This window comes from Pseudomonas sp. Con_6 (genome assembly GCF_059379395.1).
This window is the reverse complement of the sequence record NZ_CM182011.1, coordinates 477702-493936: the sequence shown is the minus strand read 5'-3', so window position 1 is coordinate 493936 and position 16235 is coordinate 477702. Positions and strand designations below refer to the sequence as shown.

Genomic DNA, 16235 nt, shown 5'->3' with positions numbered 1-16235 from the left:
CACCATGCAAACCCGTGAAGACATCTTCAACACCCTGCGCGACGCGCTGGTCGAGCTGTTCGAACTGGACGCCGAGCGCGTCACCCTCGACGCCAACCTGTACGAGGACCTGGAGATCGACAGCATCGATGCCGTCGACCTGATCGATCACATCAAGCGCCAGACCGGCAAGAAGATCGCCGCTGAGGAATTCAAGGCCGTGCGCACCGTCAACGACGTGGTCGAAGCGGTGTACCGCCTGGTCAACCCGGCGGCATGAAACGCCTGATCGGGCTCGGGCTGGTCCTGGCCGGCCTGTTGTACCCGTTCGCGGTGCACTTCGGCATGGCGCATTTCGCGCCCTGGCAGTTCGGCCTGCTGCTCGGCGGGCTGTGGCTGGCCCGCGCACTGACCCAGCCGGACAACCCCGGCGCACGCTGGATGGCGCTGTTGGCCATCGCCTTCTGCGGGCTGCTGGCAGTGTTCGACGACCCGGCGCTGCTGCGCTGGTACCCGGTGCTGATCAGCGTCTTCATGCTGGCCCTGTTCGGTTCCAGCCTGAAGATCGGCATGCCCATGGCCGAGCGCCTGGCGCGCCTGAGCGAGCCGGAATTGCCAGAGAAGGCGGTGCGCTACACACGGCGGGTCACCGAGGTATGGAGCGCGTTCTTCCTGGTCAATGGCCTGGTGGCCGCGGCCCTGACCCTGTGGGCGCCGCTGGCCTGGTGGACCCTTTACAACGGCCTGATCGCCTACGGGCTGATGGGCCTGCTGTTCGTCATCGAATGGCTGATACGACAACGCGTACGAGGACGCTCATGAAATGGATCAACCTTGAGCAGCTGTTATGGCCGACCGAGGCCCCTCGCCTGGTCAGCCACGCCCCGACGCTGACCCATGCGCAGTTGTGCGATCAGGTCCTGCGCCTGGCTGCCGGTCTGCAACAGCGCGGCGTGCGCCGCCTGGCCATCTACCTGGAAGACGCCGCCGAACTGTCGGTGGCGCTGCTCGGTGCCTGGCGCGCCGGGGTCGAGGCGCTGCTGCCCGCCGACCTGCAGGACCAGACGCGCCAGCGCTGGGACGCCGAGGTCGACCTGTGGCTGAGCGAGCAGGACCAGCGCCCGGCCGAGCTGTTCGCCGAAGCCTTGCCCGCCGCCGACCTGGACCTCGACGCCTGCCGCCTGAGCCTGTGCACCTCCGGCTCCACCGGCGCGCCCAAACGCATCGACAAGTGCCTGCGCCAGCTGGCCAACGAAGTGAACAGCCTCGAAGCCCTATGGGGCCGAGACCTCGGGGATGCCTGCATCATCGGCAGCGTCGCCACCCAGCATATCTATGGCCTGCTGTTCCGCGTGCTCTGGCCACTGTGCGCAGGGCGTACCTTCGTGCGCCGCCAGTTGCCGTTCCCCGAGGACCTGCAGCGGGCCAGCCGCGAGCATCCGGCTTTCGCCTGGGTCGCCAGCCCGGCGCTGCTCAAGCGCATGGGCGACAACCTCGACTGGCCGGCCCTGAGCGACGTGCGCCGGGTGTTCTCTTCCGGCGGCGAACTCCCCGCAGACGCCGCCCGCGAGCTGCACCAGCGCCTCGGCCAGTGGCCGACGGAAATCCTTGGCAGTTCGGAAACCGGCGGCATCGCCTGGCGCCAGGGCGACAGCCTGTGGCAGCCGTTCGCCGGCATTCGCCTGAGCCAGAACGATGACGGCGCGCTGTGCATCGAATCGCCGTACCTGCCCGCCGGGCATATCGAGCAGAGCGCCGACGCGGTGAGCTTCGACGCCAGCGGCCATTTCCGCCTGCTCGGGCGTCTGGACCGCATCGTCAAGCTGGAAGAAAAGCGCATCGCCCTGCCCATGCTGGAACAAGCGCTGCTCCAGCATCCGTGGGTCGAAGACGCCCGCCTGGGCGTGATCCACGGCGGTCGCGCCGCCCTCGGTGCCCTGCTGCAACTCAGCGCCAGCGGCCTGCACGCCTTGCGCAACCAGGGCCGCCGCGCCGTTACCGAAACCCTGCGTACGCACCTGCGCCCGCACTGCGAGGCCCTGGCCCTGCCGCGCCGTTGGCGCCTGCTGCGGCAACTGCCGTATACCGCCCAAGGCAAGCTGCCGCAATCGCTGGTCGATACCCTGCTGATGGCGCCACGCCCGACCGGCCCCGATGTGCTGAGTGAAGAACGCCACGGCGACGAACTGCACCTGACCCTGGCCATCTCCGGCGACCTCGCCTATTTCAACGGCCACTTCCCCAAGACGCCGGTGCTGCCCGGTGTGGTCCAGGCCGACTGGGCGATTGCCCTCGGCCAGCCCTTGCTCGACACGCCCCGGCGTTTCGCCGGGATGGAAGTGCTGAAGTTCCAGCAACTGGTGCGCCCCGGCGACCAGGTGCTGCTGACCCTGCGTTTCGACGCCGAGCGCGGCAAGCTGTATTTCGCCTACACCTGCGACGGCAAGCCTTGCTCCAGTGGCCGCATCCTCCTGGAGGCCGCCTCATGAACAAGCCCTGTGCGGTGATTCCCGTGTACAACCACGAACTGGCAGTGCCAGCAGTCGTCGCCGACTTGCGCGCTGCCGGCCTGCCCTGCGTGCTGGTGGACGACGCCAGCAGCCCGGCCTGCGCCGCAGTGCTGCGCCAGTTGGCGACGGAGCCGGACACCTGGCTGGTGCAACTGCCGGTCAACCAAGGCAAGGGCGGCGCGGTCATGGCCGGCCTGCGTGAAGCCGCGCGGCTGGGCTTCAGCCATGCCCTGCAGGTGGACGCCGACGGCCAGCATGACCTGGCCGATGTCACGCGCTTCCTGGAACAGTCCCGGGCTCATCCCGAATCGCTGATCTGCGGTTATCCACAGTACGACGCCAGCGTGCCCAAGGGCCGCCTCTACGCCCGCTACCTGACCCACGTCTGGGTGTGGATCAACAGCCTGTCGCTGAAGATTCCCGACTCCATGTGCGGCTTCCGCGTCTACCCGCTGCCGCCAGTGCTGGCCTTGATCGACAAGGTGGAGCTGGGCCGGCGCATGGACTTCGACCCGGAGGTGCTGGTGCGCCTGTCCTGGCGCAACCAGCCGATGCAGTGGCTGCCGACCAAGGTGCATTACCCGCAGGACGGCCTCTCGCATTTCCGCCTGTTCCACGACAACGCGCTGATCTCGAAGATGCACACCAAGCTGTTCTTCGGCATGTTGCTGCGGGCCCCGGCGATCCTCTGGCGGCGGTGGATGACATGAGCGGCCAGGAACGCCACTGGGCCGACCACGAGGAGCGCGGCAGCTTCCTGCTCATGAAGATCACCGCCTTCGGCGTCAGGGTGCTCGGCCGGCGCCTGCTCAGCCCCGTGCTGTACGGCATCGTCCTGTACTTCTTCCTCTTCGGCCGCCGTGCCCGCCGCGCCGCCTGGACCTATCAGCGCCACTTGGCCGCGTGGAGCGGCCAGACCGGGCTGCGCCCCACCACCCGCAGCGTGTTCGGCCAGTTCATGGCCTTCGCCGATGCCCTGCTGGACAAGCTCGACGTGTGGAACGGCCGGCTTGGCCTGGACCGGATCGATATTGTCGATCCCGGCCAACTGCACAGCCAGTTGCGCGCCGAGCGAGGTCAGATGCTGGTGGGCGCGCACCTGGGCAACCTCGAGGTCTGTCGCGCACTGGCCGAGATCGGCCAGCAGGTGACCATGAACGTGCTGGTGCACACCCGCCATGCCGAGCGCTTCAACCGCCTGCTGGGCGAGGCCGGGGCGACCCACCTGCGGCTGATCCAGGTCAGCGAGCTGGACCCGGCGACCATGCTGCAACTGAGCCAGCGCCTGGAGCGCGGCGAGTGGCTGGCCATCGCCGGCGACCGCATTCCGCTGCATGGCGGGCGTACCGTGACGGTGGACTTCCTCGGCCAGCCGGCGGCCTTCCCGCAAGGCCCGTGGCTGCTGGCCGGGCTGCTCAAGTGCCCGGTCAACCTGCTGTTCTGCCTCAAGCGCCAGGGCCGCTACCAGATCACCCTCGAACCTTTCGCCGACGCCGTGCAATGGCGCCGCAGCCAGCGCGACCAGGTGATCGCCGAGCACGCCGCGCGCTACGCCGAACGCCTTGGCCGCTACTGCCTGCAAGCACCCCGGCAGTGGTTCAACTTCTACCCTTTCTGGAAGAACGATGACGATGCATCCGCGTGAGCCCGTAACCTTCGGCGAGACGCCGCTTTCGATCGAAGACATCCACGCCCTGGCCCAACGCCAGGCCGATTCGCGCCTGCAGGACGATGCCGACTACCGCGCGCGCATCGCCCGCGGTGCGCAGTTCCTCGACACCCTGCTGGACAAGGAAGGGGTGATCTACGGCGTGACCACCGGCTACGGCGATTCCTGCGTGGTCGCGGTGCCGCTGGAGCATGTCGAGGCGCTGCCCAAGCACCTGTTCACCTTCCACGGCTGTGGCCTGGGCCGGGTGTTCGACGAGCCGTCGACCCGCGCCCTGCTCGCGGCCCGCCTGCAGTCGCTGTGCCACGGTGTATCCGGGGTACGTGTGGAGTTGCTGGAGCGGCTGCAGGCCTTCATCGCCCACGACATCCTGCCGGTGGTCCCGGAGGAAGGCTCGGTGGGCGCCAGCGGCGACCTGACGCCGCTGTCCTACGTGGCCGCCACCCTGTCCGGCGAGCGCGAAGTGCTGTACCGCGGCGAACGCCGGCTGTCCGCCGACGTGCACCGCGAACTGGGCTGGCAGCCGCTGGTGCTGCGGCCCAAGGAAGCTCTGGCCCTGATGAATGGCACCGCCGTCATGACCGGCCTCGCCTGCCTGGCCTGGACCCGCGCCGACTACCTGCTCAAGCTCGCCACGCGGATCACCGCGCTCAACGTGGTAGCCCTGCAAGGCAACCCGGAACACTTCGACGAGCGTCTGTTCGCTGCCAAGCCGCACCCCGGCCAGACCCAGGTCGCCGCCTGGCTGCGCCAGGACCTGGCCATCGATGCGCCGACCGCACCGCTGCACCGCCTGCAGGACCGCTACTCGCTGCGCTGCGCCCCGCATGTGCTGGGCGTGCTGGCCGACAGCCTGGGCTGGCTGCGCGGCTTTATCGAGACCGAGCTGAACAGCGCCAACGACAACCCGATCATCGACGGCGACGCCGAGCGCGTCCTGCACGGCGGGCACTTCTACGGCGGGCACATCGCCTTCGCCATGGACAGCCTGAAGAGCCTCGTCGCCAACGTCGCCGACCTGCTCGACCGCCAGTTGGCCCTGCTGGTGGACGTGCGCTACAACCACGGCCTGCCGAGCAACCTGTCCGGCGCTCCGGCCGACCGCGCCATGATCAACCACGGTTTCAAGGCCGTGCAGATCGGCGCCAGCGCCTGGACCGCCGAAGCGCTGAAGAACACCATGCCCGCCAGCGTCTTCTCCCGCTCCACCGAATGCCACAATCAGGACAAGGTCAGCATGGGCACCATCGCCGCGCGCGATGCCCTGCGCGTGCTGGAGCTGACCGAGCAGGTGGCCGCCGCGACCCTGCTAGCCGCCAACCAGGGCGTGTGGCTGCGCAGCCGCGAAGACGATGCCCGCCCGCTGCCGGCTGCGCTGGACGAAATGCACCGCGCCCTGCTCGACGACTTCGCCCCGGTCATTGAAGACCGCGCGCTGGAAAGCGACCTGCGCCGCTGCCTGCAACGCATCGTCGCGCAACACTGGAGGCTCCATGCGTAGTCAGGGCGTCCTTCACGTCGATACCGAAGTGCTGGTGCCCTTCTTCGATGTCGACAGCATGCTGGTGGTCTGGCACGGCCACTACGTGAAATACCTGGAAGTGGCGCGCTGTGCGCTGCTCGACCGACTCGGCCACAACTACGTGCAGATGCAGGAGGCCGGCTATGCCTGGCCGGTGATCGACCTGCAACTGCGCTACGTGCGCGGCGCCACCTTCGGCCAGCGCCTGAACGTGCGCGCCAGCCTGGTGGAGTGGGAGAACCGCCTGAAGATCAACTACCTGATCAGCGACGCCGCCACCGGCGAACGCATGACCCGCGCCAGCACGGTGCAGGTCGCCGTGCATATCGCCAGCCGCGAGATGCAACTGGCCTCGCCGCAGGTCATGCTCGACGCGGTCGACCGGGTGCTTTCATGAAGCGCCTGTTGCTCGGCCTTGGCCTGCTGTGCGCCTGCGGACTGGCCCAGGCCTTCGGCCTCGACGACCTGCGCAAGCAACTGAGCGCGCCCGAGGTGATCAAGGGCCCGTTCATCCAGGAAAAACACCTGCGCGCCCTGCCCCAGCCGCTGGTCAGCAACGGCCAGTTCGTCCTCGCCCGCGACCACGGCCTGCTGTGGCTGCTGCAAACGCCGCTGAAGCAGGACTACCGTCTCAACGCCCAGGGTATTTCCCGCCGTGACGCCAACGGCTGGCAGACGCTGCCGACACGCACCGCCGGGACCGAGCAGAACAAGCTGTTCTTTGCCGTGCTGCAAGGCGACAGCAGCGGCCTGGAGCGCGATTTCGAACTGGCCCTGCAAGGCGATGCCAAGGACTGGACCCTCGACCTGACCCCACGCTCGCTGGTGCTCAAGCAGATCTTCACCCGCATCGAGATCCACGGCGGGCAGTTCGTCGACCGCATCCAGCTGCTGGAAACCCAGGGCGACAGCACCGTGCTGCGCATGCCGTCCAGCACCAGCAGCACACTGACCGATGCGGAGCGCCACGACCTTGTCGATTGAGCGCCTGCTGCCACGCCTGTTCCTCGTGTTGCTGCTCGCCGTGCTGGCCCTTGCCGGCTGGCAGTGGCAGCGCGGCGCGGTGCTGTCTGCCGACCTGATGACCCTCGTTCCCGGGGCGACTCAGGAGCCGCTGGTCAAGCGCGCCGAACAGCGCATGCAGGAGCCGCTCAACCGCGAGATGCTGGTGCTGGTGGGTCATGCCGACCGTGACAAAGCCATCGATCTGGCCCGTGAACTGGCCGGGACATGGCAGGCCAGCGGCCTATTCGAGAAGGTGCAGTGGAGCCTGCAGACCGATCTTCAGACGCTGCGCGAACAGTTGCTGCAAGGCCGCCTGGCCATGCTCTCGCGGGCCGACCGCGCAACCCTCGCCGACGCCCCCGAGACCTTCATCCAGCAACGCCTGCAAAGCCTCTTCGATCCCTTCGCCGGGTTCAGCCTGGTGTCCAGCCAGGACGACTGGCTGGGCCTGACCGGGCGTATCCAGAACAGCCAGCCGCGTCCGGCCAATATCGAGCTGGACACCGCCAGCGGCGCACTGCTGGCCAAGGCCGACAACAAATACTGGGTGCTGCTGCGCGCCCGCACCGAAGGCAATGCCTTCGACATGAAGCTGCCGGTACACGTGGCGGACCTGCTGCAAGACAGCCGCACCGTCGCCGCACAACACGACGCCCGGCTGCTCGCCGCCAGCGGCCTGCTCTACGCCGCCAACGGCCAGCGCCAGGCCAGCCACGAGATGAGCTGGATCGGCGGCGGCGCGACCCTGGGCATCCTGGCGATCCTGCTCCTGGCCTTCCGTCGTTTCCGCGTGCTGCTGGCGTTCATCCCGGTGCTGATCGGCATGCTCTTCGGCGCCACCGCGTGCATTACCCTGTTCGGCCAGATGCACGTGATGACCCTGGTGCTCGGCGCCAGTCTGATCGGCGTGGCCGTGGACTATCCATTGCACTTCCTCTCCAAGAGCTGGAGCCTGCGCCCTTGGAACACCTGGCAGGCGGTACGCAAGACCCTGCCCGGCCTGAGCCTGAGCCTCGCCACCAGTTGCATCGGCTACCTGGCGTTGGGCTTCACGCCATTTCCGGCGCTGACCCAGATTGCCGCGTTCTCTGCGGCCGGATTGATCGGCGCTTATCTGAGCTCGGTGTGCCTGTTGCCGGCGCTGCTGAAGAACATGGACCTGCAACCGGCGCAATGGCCGCTGCGTATCGCCGAAGCCCTGGTGAACCTGCGGCTGCGCCTGCTGGAGCGCTTGCCGACGTTCGTATTGCCGGGGCTGCTGGCGCTGTTCTGCATCGGTGGCCTGTGGCACCTGCAGAACCGCAACGATGTGCGCCAGTGGGTTGCGGCCCCGCCGCAGCTTCAGGAGGAAGCAATGGCGGTGGCGCGGATTACCGGGTACCAGCCCACCAGCCAGTTCTATCTGGTGCGCGCCAGCGATGAAGGCCAGTTGCTCGACCGTCTGCAAGCGCTTGGGGAACGTCTGGACCAGCAAGTCGCGGCGGGCCATTTGAAGGGCTATATGGCCCTCGACCAGTTGCTCGCCAGCCCGGCCGAGCAGGAAAAGACCCGCGCCGCCCTCGCTCGCCTGCCCGAGCACTGGCAACCACTGCTGGCCGGCGGCGTGCCGCAAAGAGCCCTCGATGCGGAACTGGCGCAATTGCAGGCCCTGCCGACCTTGGATATCGACCAAATCCTCGCCGGCCCCCTCGGCGAAGCCTGGCGCCCCCTATGGCTGGGTTGCGTTGCCCCTGTAGGAGCTGGCTTGCCTGCTCCTACAGGTGGGTGTGTCTCTGACGGACAGGGCGTAGCCGCCATCGTCAGCCTGCAAGGCCTGAGCGACGCCAGTGTCCTGCGTCAACAGGCCGAAGGCCTGGAAGGTGTACAACTGGTGGACCGCCTCGGCGAGCTGAACCAGCTCTTCGCGGCCACCCAGGTCAGTGCAGCGGAACTCAAGCTGTTGTCCTGCGCGTTGATCGTCGTTCTACTGGTCGTGCCTTTCGGCTTCGGCGGCGCCGTGCGCATTGTCGCCTTGCCGCTGCTGGCGGCGCTGTGCAGCCTGGCCAGCCTGGGCTGGCTGGGGCAACCACTGACCCTGTTCAGCCTGTTCGGCCTGCTGCTGGTCACGGCCATCAGCGTCGACTACGCGATCCTCATGCACGAGCAAATCGGCGGTGCGGCAGTAAGCCTGTTAGGCACGCTGCTGGCGGCCACTACCACCTGGCTGTCGTTCGGCCTGCTGGCGGTGTCCAGTACCCCGGCGGTCAGCAATTTCGGCCTGTCCGTCAGCCTCGGCCTGGTCTTCAGTTTCGCCCTGGCCCCCTGGGCCGCGCCACGCCACAAGGAGACGTCGGCTTGAGCATCGTGCTGTTCTGGGCCCTGGCCCTTTCGCTGTTCCTGATCGCCGGGGAGATAGGCCGCCGCCTCGGCCTGATCAGCATCGTCAGCCACCTGCTACTGGCGACCCTCGGTCTGCCGCTGCTGATGCTGTTCTGGGTCGGGCCGCACTGGCAACTGAGCGGCGCCGAACTGATCGCGCCGTCCTGGCTCAAGACCCTGTACGGGCTGAGCTTCGCCTTGCTGCTGGGGCATATCCTTTCCGACGTGGTCGACCTCAAGGTCGACCGCCAGAGCCTGAAGATCGCCCTGCCCAGCTTCCTCGTACCCTTCATCTGCGGCCTGGCCTGCGGCGTCCTGTTGCTGCCCGAGCAACCCTGGCTGACCTCCCTGGCCCTCGGCCTGGTGTTCGCCATCACCGCCGTGCCGGTGCTCTACCTGTACCTGCGCAACATCGACTACCCACCCGCCGCCACCCGCCGCCTGATGCAGGTGGCGATCAGCATCGACCTGCTCTGCTGGCTGCTGTTCGGCCTGGGCCAGGGCAGCCTGGCGCCGATGAGCCTGGCCTGGCCACTGTTGGCCGCTTGCGCACCGCTACCGCTGTACCTGCTGGGCCTGCGCCGGCCCTGGGTATTCGGCCTCACCTTCCTGGCCCTGCTGTTCGTCGCCGAGCACTACAAGCTCAACGCACTGATCCTCGGCATCGGCTACATGGCCTGCCTGGCCTGGCTCAAGGTGCCACTGCGCCTGCCGCTGTCCGCCACCTGGATCAAGCGCCTGCAGCACGGCATCGCGATCCCGCTGATCATCACCTTCGGCATCGTCCAGATCGACTTCCAGCACCTGCTGCAGCACCTCGATCTCTTGCAACTGCTTGCCCTGGTGGCACTGCCGATCCTCAGCAAGATGCTCGGCAACTGGCTCGGCCTGAAGTGGACCACGCCCTCGTTCCCCGGCGCCAGCCGCTGGCGCGAGAACCTGCTGCTGAACATCCGCGGCCTGAGCGAGATCGTCTTTCTCAACCTGCTCCTGCAACAGCAACTGATCAGCCCGGCGCTGTATTTCGCGCTGATGTTGATGAGCCTGGTCGCCACCTTGATGCCCGCCCTGGCCGGGCTGCACCGCATTCCACTCAACTCCCTTAACACGGCACGGAGGCCACATGCCGAACACTGAATTGCAAACACGGCAGGTACTGGTTATCGGCGCCGGCCCGTCCGGCGCCATCGCCGCAGCGCTGCTCAAGCGCCAGGGACACGACGTGCTGATCGTCGAACGCCAGCGCTTCCCGCGCTTCTCCATCGGCGAAAGCCTGCTGTCGCACTGCATCGATTTCGTCGAGGAAGCCGGCATGCTCGACGCCCTGCTGGCCGCCGGCTTCCAGTTGAAGAACGGCGCGGCCTTCGCCTGGGGCGAGGAGTACAGCGCCTTCGACTTCGGCAAGACCTTCAGCAAGGGTCGGCCGACCACCTTCCAGGTCCAGCGCGCCCGCTTCGACCAGTTGCTGGCCGACCAGGCCGCCCTGCAAGGTGTGGAGATCCGTTACGAAGAAGAGATCGTCGCCGCCGACTTCGAGCGTGAGCGCCCGCAGGTACGTGTGCGCCGGCTGGATGGCAGCGAATACCTGGTCGAAGCGCAGTTCGTCCTCGACGCCAGCGGCTACGGCCGCGTGTTGCCGCGCCTGCTGGACCTGGAGGCGCCATCGAGCTTCCCGGTGCGCCAGGCAGTGTTCACCCATATCGAAGACCGCATCGACCACCCGGCCTTCGACCGCAACAAGATCCTCATCACCACCCACCCGGAACACCGTGATATCTGGTTCTGGACCATCCCCTTCAGCGACGGCCGCTGCTCCCTCGGCGTGGTCGCTGCGGCGGAGCACTACGACAACGCCCCGGACGATCTGGACGCCTGCCTGAAAGGCTTCGTCGAACAGACCCCGAGCCTGTCGAAGGTACTGAAGAACGCCGTGTGGGATACCCCGGCGCGCACCATCGGCGGCTACTCGGCCAACGTGAAGACCCTGCACGGCCCGGGCTTCGCCCTGCTCGGCAATGCCGCAGAATTCCTCGACCCGGTGTTCTCTTCCGGGGTAACCATCGCCATGCGCTCGGCGAGCATGGCTGCGGGCGTGCTGCACCGTCAGTTGCAAGGTGAAGCGGTGGACTGGGAAAGCGAGTTCGCCACCCCGCTCAAACGCGGCGTCGACACCTTCCGTGCCTATGTCGAGGGCTGGTACAACGGCAGCTTCCAGGACGTGATCTATCACCCGGAAGCCTCCGAAGAGATCCGCGCCATGATCAGCTCGATCCTCGCCGGCTACGCCTGGGATTCGCGCAACCCGTTCGTCAGCGAGCCCAAGCGACGCCTGCGCATGCTCGCCGAGATCTGCGCGAGGACGGAGGCATGAGCGAATCGAAGTTCCTGAGCGATACCTACGTCGAGGAAACCCGTTTCGGTTTCTGGTTCTTGCGCAGCCATACCTGGCAGCACCACGTGCTGCGGGTGGCGATCAACGACCTGCGCCGGCTGTTCGACGAAGAACCGCCGCAGGCACCGGTGATGCTCGATGTCGGCTGCGGCCAGGGGCGCTCGTTCCGCCACCTGCAGCAGGTGTTCAAGCCGAGCCGGCTGATCGGCACCGACGCCGACCCGCACAGCCTGGAGTGCAGCGGCGCCGAGGCGGTGAACCAAGGGCTGAAGGTCGAACTGAAGGGCAGCGACTGTGCCAAGCTGCAATTCCCGGATGCCAGCGTCGACCTGCTGTTCTGCCACCAGACCTTCCACCACCTGGTGGAGCAGGAAAAGGCCCTGGCCGAGTTCTGGCGGGTGCTCAAGCCCGGTGGTTACCTGCTGTTCGCCGAATCCACCGAGGCCTATATCGACACCTGGGTGATCCGCTGGCTGTTCCGTCACCCGATGCACGTGCAGAAGAGCGCCGAGGGTTACCTGCAGATGCTACGTGAGCAGGGCTTCGAATTCAGCGAGCGCAATGTCTCCTATCCGTACCTGTGGTGGAGCCGTTCCAAGGACTTCGGCCTGCTCGAACGCTTCGGCCTGCGCAAGCCGCCACCGCCAGGGCAGCGTGAGGAAACCCTGGTCAACGTGGTGGCACGCAAGCCACTGGATGCCGCATGAAACGGCTGTTGCTGCTGTTCGCCTGCCTGATCCTCGGCGCCTGCGCCGGCAAGCCGCCGCTGCCCGAGCAACTGCCGCCGTTGCAGTTGCCGATGACCTTGCACGTGCAGCGCGAACAGGCCGGGCAGAGCCAGGACTGGCTGCTGGTGATCCAGCGCGAAAACCTGCGCCTGCGCTGGTCGCTGCTCGACCTGCTGGGCATTCCCCAGGCCCGCCAACTGTTGGAAGACGGCACCTGGCAGGCCGACGGCCTGCTGCCACCCAACCCGGCGGCCCGCGAGCTGTTTGCCGCCGTGCTCTTCGCCCTGACTCCGGCCGAGCGCCTGACGGCGCTTTATCCGGCGGCGCAGCAGCAGGATAATCGGCGCTGGCTCGGCGAGCGCTGGAAGGTCAGCTACCGCCAGCCCGACGACTTCACCTTGAATCTGCAGCAAGGGCTGCGTTATCAAGTCACCCCCTTGCCCGGCGAGAACCCACCATGACCGCTTACCTCAACGCCTTGGGCCTGGTCTGTGCCCTGGGGCGCGACCAGGCCGACGTCACCCGGCGCCTGTTCGCCGGCGATGCCTCCGGCATGCGCGCCGACGCGGGCTGGGTCCCGGAAAAGCAGGTGATCGTCGGTGCAGTTGCAGGTGAATTGCCGCCCTTGCCGGCAGCGCTCACCGACCGTCACAGCCGCAACAACCAGTTGCTGTACCTGGCCTGCACGCAGATCGAAACGCCGCTGCGCGAGGCCATCGCCCGCTTCGGCGCCCAACGCATCGGCGTGGTCCTCGGCACCAGCACTTCGGGTATCGAAGAAGCCAGCCAAGGCATCGCCAAGTACCTGCACCAGGGCGAGTTCCCTTCCAGCTACGCCTACGCCCAGCAGGAGCTCGGTGCGCCAGCGGCCTTCCTCGCCAACTGGCTGGGCCTGGGCGGTCCGGCCTATGTGATTTCCACCGCCTGCACCTCAGGCGCCCGCGCCCTGATCAGCGCCCGTCGCCTGCTCGAACTGAACCTGTGCGACGCGGTGATCTGCGGCGGCGTCGACAGCCTGTGCCGGCTGACCCTCAATGGTTTCACCGCCCTGGAAGCGGTCAGTCCGACACGCTGCAACCCGTTCTCGGTCAACCGCGACGGCATCAACATCGGCGAGGCCGCCGCGGTGTTCCTGATGACCCGCGACACCAATGCCGAAGGCTGCAGCGTGGCCCTGCTCGGCGCCGGGGCCAGCTCCGATGCGCACCATATCTCCGCTCCCGATCCGAGCGGTGCCGGGGCCCTGCGGGCGATGCGCGAGGCCTTGGCCCATGCCGGCCTGCTGCCTGCACAGATCGACTACCTGAACCTTCACGGCACCGCCACCCGGCACAACGACGCCATGGAGAGCCTCGCTGTCAACGAACTGTTCGGCGCCGACCTGGCCTGTTCCTCGACCAAGCCCATGACCGGCCACACCCTGGGCGCCGCCGGGGCGCTGGAAGCCGCGTTCTGCTGGCTGGCCCTGGCCGATGGCCGGCTGCCGCCACACCTGTGGGACGGCCAGGCCGACCCGACGCTGGCCGCGCTCAACCTGATCGGTGCTGGCCAGCGCCTGCCCGCCGGCGGCTCGCGACGCCTGATGAGCAACTCGTTCGCCTTCGGTGGCAATAACGTCAGCCTGATTCTCGGAGACACCCCATGATTGCCTGGCCATTGGCCGAACTGCTGCCCCATGCCGGCGACATGATCCTTATCGACGGGATCGAGTCGTTCGACGAGGAGCAGATCCACGCCTACCTCACCGTGCGCCCCGGTGGCCTGTTCAACCGCCCTGACGGCAGCCTGCCGGCCTGGGTCGGCATCGAACTGATGGCCCAGACCGTGGCCGCCTATGCGGGCTGCCGTGCGCGCCAGCAGGGCAAGCCGGTGGAACTGGGCTTTTTGCTCGGCACGCGCAAGTTCGAATGCGACGTCGAGCATTTCCCTGCCGGGGCGCAACTGCGCATCCATGCCCTGCGCTCGCTGGAAGACGAGAACGGCATGGGCGTGTTCGAATGCCACCTGAACGGACCGGGGCTGTACGCCACGGCCCGCCTGAATGTTTTCCGCCCGCCGCAAGCCGCCGAGTACCTGGCTGAAGCGGGCGTCGAGGAGTCCCCACAATGACCGACACCATCCTGGTCACCGGTTCCAGCCGTGGCATCGGCCGCGCCATCGCCCTGCGCCTGGCCCGCGCCGGTTTCGACCTGGTGCTGCACTGCCGCAGCGGTCGAGCGGAGGCCGACGCGGTCGCCGAGGAGGTCCGCGCCCTCGGCCAGCAGGCCCGGGTTCTGCAGTTCGACGTGGCCGATCGCGCCGCCTGCGCGGCGATTCTCACAGACGACGTGGAAACCCACGGTGCCTACTACGGCGTGGTGTGCAATGCCGGCCTGACCCGTGACGGCGCCTTCCCGGCCCTGACCGAGGAAGACTGGGACCAGGTCCTGCGCACCAACCTCGACGGTTTCTACAACGTCCTGCACCCGGTGATGATGCCGATGATCCGTCGCCGCGCCGCCGGGCGCATCGTCTGTATCACCTCCGTGTCGGGGTTGATCGGCAACCGCGGACAGGTCAACTACAGCGCCTCCAAGGCCGGCGTAATCGGCGCGGCCAAGGCCCTGGCCATCGAGCTGGGCAAGCGCAAGATCACCGTCAACTGCGTGGCCCCCGGCCTGATCGACACGGCCATGCTCGACGAACATGTACCGGTGGAAGAACTGATGAAGATGATCCCGGCGCAGCGCATGGGCACCCCCGAGGAAGTCGCCGGCGCGGTGAATTTCCTCATGTCCGCCGAAGCCTCGTACATCACCCGCCAGGTCCTGGCGGTCAACGGAGGGCTGTGCTGATGAAGCGCGTGGTCGTTACCGGCATGGCCGGCATCACCTCCCTGGGCAGCGACTGGGCGACCATCGCCGGCAACTTCGCTGCCAACCGCAGCGGCATCCGGCGCATGGACGAATGGGACCGTTTCGAAGAACTGAACACCCGCCTGGCCGGCCCGGTGGATGACTTCGCCGTGCCCTCCAGCTGGACCCGCAAGCAGTTGCGCAGCATGGGCCGGGTATCGCGGCTGGCGGTCGCCGCTTCGCAGAACGCCCTGCTCGACGCCGGCCTGCTGGACGACCCGTCGATCCGCGACGGACGCATGGGCGTGGCCTGCGGCTCGTCCACCGGCAGCACCGACGAGATCAAGGCGTTCGGCAACATGCTGCTCAACTCGGTGGCCGAGGGCCTCAACGCCAACTCCTACGTGCGCATGATGCCGCACACCACCGCGGCCAATATCAGCATCTTCTTCGGCCTGACCGGGCGCCTGATCCCCACGTCCAGCGCCTGCACCAGCGGCAGCCAGGGCATCGGCTACGCCTACGAGGCGATCAAGTTCGGCCGCCTGCCGATGATGCTTGCCGGCGGCGCCGAAGAGCTGTGCCCCACCGAGGCCATGGTGTTCGACGCCCTGTACGCCACCAGCCTGAAGAACGACACCCCGCAACAGACCCCGAGCCCCTACGACAGCGGCCGTGACGGCCTGGTGATCGGCGAGGGTGCCGGCATGCTGGTGCTGGAAGAGCTGGAACACGCCCTGGCCCGCGGTGCCCGCATCTACGCCGAGATCGTCGGCTTCGGCAGCAACGCCGACGGCCAGCACACCACCCGTCCCGAGCAGGCAACCATGCGCCGGGCGATGGAGCTGGCGCTGGAAGATGCGAGCCTGTCGCCAGAGGCCATCGGCTACGTCAACGGCCACGGCACCGCCACCGAACAGGGTGACATCGCCGAGACCCTGGCCACCAGCGCCCTGTTCGGGCCGCGGATGCCAATCAGTTCACAAAAGAGCTTCCTCGGTCACACCCTGGGCGCTTGCGGCGCGCTGGAGGCCTGGTTCAGCATCGAGATGATGAACAGCGACCGCTACGTGCACACCCTCAACCTGAACGACATCGACCCGCGTTGCGGCGAGCTGGACTACCTGTGCGGGGAGTTCCGCCACCTCAGCAACCAATACGTCATGAGCAACAACTTCGCCTTCGGTGGAGTCAACACGTCGTTGATCTTCCGCCGCTGGTCCTGAAACGAGCTGGAG

At 67.3% G+C, this 16235-nt stretch carries 17 protein-coding genes; all 17 read left to right on the top strand.

Annotation, left to right across the window (positions count from 1 at the left end; translation table 11 throughout):
- The first annotated feature begins 4 nt into the window (after window positions 1-4).
- From AC5QPF_RS02270 to AC5QPF_RS02190, 17 genes are read left to right on the top strand one after another with little or no spacing between them, the layout of a single operon-like run.
- Window positions 5-259: an acyl carrier protein gene (locus tag AC5QPF_RS02270; RefSeq protein ID WP_330073581.1), complete on the top strand. Its 255-nt coding sequence runs from the start codon at window positions 5-7 to the stop codon at window positions 257-259.
- Complete coding sequence (locus AC5QPF_RS02265; RefSeq protein ID WP_494961838.1) at window positions 256-801, top strand: COG4648 family protein; 546 nt, start codon at window positions 256-258, stop codon at window positions 799-801. The genes AC5QPF_RS02270 and AC5QPF_RS02265 overlap by 4 nt, the downstream gene beginning before the upstream one ends.
- On the top strand, window positions 798-2468 hold the full coding sequence (locus AC5QPF_RS02260) for an ApeI family dehydratase (RefSeq protein WP_494961837.1): 1671 nt from the start codon (window positions 798-800) through the stop codon (window positions 2466-2468). The genes AC5QPF_RS02265 and AC5QPF_RS02260 overlap by 4 nt, the downstream gene beginning before the upstream one ends.
- Window positions 2465-3199, top strand: coding sequence for a glycosyltransferase (locus AC5QPF_RS02255; RefSeq protein ID WP_494961836.1), 735 nt, complete (start codon window positions 2465-2467; stop codon window positions 3197-3199). The genes AC5QPF_RS02260 and AC5QPF_RS02255 overlap by 4 nt, the downstream gene beginning before the upstream one ends.
- Complete coding sequence (locus AC5QPF_RS02250; protein WP_494961835.1) at window positions 3196-4134, top strand: LpxL/LpxP family acyltransferase; 939 nt, start codon at window positions 3196-3198, stop codon at window positions 4132-4134. Before AC5QPF_RS02255 ends, AC5QPF_RS02250 begins: the two co-directional genes overlap by 4 nt.
- Window positions 4115-5659 carry an aromatic amino acid lyase gene (locus AC5QPF_RS02245; RefSeq protein WP_494961834.1) on the top strand — a complete coding sequence of 515 codons (1545 nt, stop codon included), beginning with the start codon at window positions 4115-4117 and terminating at the stop codon, window positions 5657-5659. Before AC5QPF_RS02250 ends, AC5QPF_RS02245 begins: the two co-directional genes overlap by 20 nt.
- The gene (locus tag AC5QPF_RS02240) at window positions 5652-6077 is read left to right on the top strand and encodes a thioesterase family protein (RefSeq protein WP_494961833.1); all 426 of its coding nucleotides are present in this window, start codon (window positions 5652-5654) and stop codon (window positions 6075-6077) included. The genes AC5QPF_RS02245 and AC5QPF_RS02240 overlap by 8 nt, the downstream gene beginning before the upstream one ends.
- On the top strand, window positions 6074-6664 hold the full coding sequence (locus AC5QPF_RS02235; protein ID WP_494961832.1) for an outer-membrane lipoprotein carrier protein LolA: 591 nt from the start codon (window positions 6074-6076) through the stop codon (window positions 6662-6664). The genes AC5QPF_RS02240 and AC5QPF_RS02235 overlap by 4 nt, the downstream gene beginning before the upstream one ends.
- A complete protein-coding gene (locus tag AC5QPF_RS02230; protein WP_494961831.1) occupies window positions 6654-9023 on the top strand; it encodes an MMPL family transporter in 2370 nt (789 codons plus the stop codon). The genes AC5QPF_RS02235 and AC5QPF_RS02230 overlap by 11 nt, the downstream gene beginning before the upstream one ends.
- Entirely contained in the window at window positions 9020-10180 is a 1161-nt protein-coding gene (locus tag AC5QPF_RS02225; protein ID WP_494961830.1) for a cation:proton antiporter, read from the top strand. Before AC5QPF_RS02230 ends, AC5QPF_RS02225 begins: the two co-directional genes overlap by 4 nt.
- On the top strand, window positions 10167-11414 hold the full coding sequence (locus tag AC5QPF_RS02220; protein WP_494961829.1) for a tryptophan 7-halogenase: 1248 nt from the start codon (window positions 10167-10169) through the stop codon (window positions 11412-11414). The genes AC5QPF_RS02225 and AC5QPF_RS02220 overlap by 14 nt, the downstream gene beginning before the upstream one ends.
- Window positions 11411-12142: a methyltransferase domain-containing protein gene (locus AC5QPF_RS02215; RefSeq protein ID WP_494961828.1), complete on the top strand. Its 732-nt coding sequence runs from the start codon at window positions 11411-11413 to the stop codon at window positions 12140-12142. The genes AC5QPF_RS02220 and AC5QPF_RS02215 overlap by 4 nt, the downstream gene beginning before the upstream one ends.
- Window positions 12139-12624 carry a hypothetical protein gene (locus tag AC5QPF_RS02210; RefSeq protein WP_494961827.1) on the top strand — a complete coding sequence of 162 codons (486 nt, stop codon included), beginning with the start codon at window positions 12139-12141 and terminating at the stop codon, window positions 12622-12624. Before AC5QPF_RS02215 ends, AC5QPF_RS02210 begins: the two co-directional genes overlap by 4 nt.
- Window positions 12621-13808: a beta-ketoacyl-ACP synthase gene (locus AC5QPF_RS02205; RefSeq protein WP_494961826.1), complete on the top strand. Its 1188-nt coding sequence runs from the start codon at window positions 12621-12623 to the stop codon at window positions 13806-13808. The genes AC5QPF_RS02210 and AC5QPF_RS02205 overlap by 4 nt, the downstream gene beginning before the upstream one ends.
- Window positions 13805-14272: an ApeP family dehydratase gene (locus tag AC5QPF_RS02200; protein WP_494961825.1), complete on the top strand. Its 468-nt coding sequence runs from the start codon at window positions 13805-13807 to the stop codon at window positions 14270-14272. Before AC5QPF_RS02205 ends, AC5QPF_RS02200 begins: the two co-directional genes overlap by 4 nt.
- A complete protein-coding gene (gene fabG, locus AC5QPF_RS02195) occupies window positions 14269-14997 on the top strand; it encodes a 3-oxoacyl-ACP reductase FabG (RefSeq protein WP_494961824.1) in 729 nt (242 codons plus the stop codon). Before AC5QPF_RS02200 ends, fabG begins: the two co-directional genes overlap by 4 nt.
- The gene (locus tag AC5QPF_RS02190) at window positions 14997-16223 is read left to right on the top strand and encodes a beta-ketoacyl-ACP synthase (RefSeq protein WP_494961823.1); all 1227 of its coding nucleotides are present in this window, start codon (window positions 14997-14999) and stop codon (window positions 16221-16223) included. The genes fabG and AC5QPF_RS02190 overlap by 1 nt, the downstream gene beginning before the upstream one ends.
- Window positions 16224-16235: the final 12 nt, after the last annotated feature.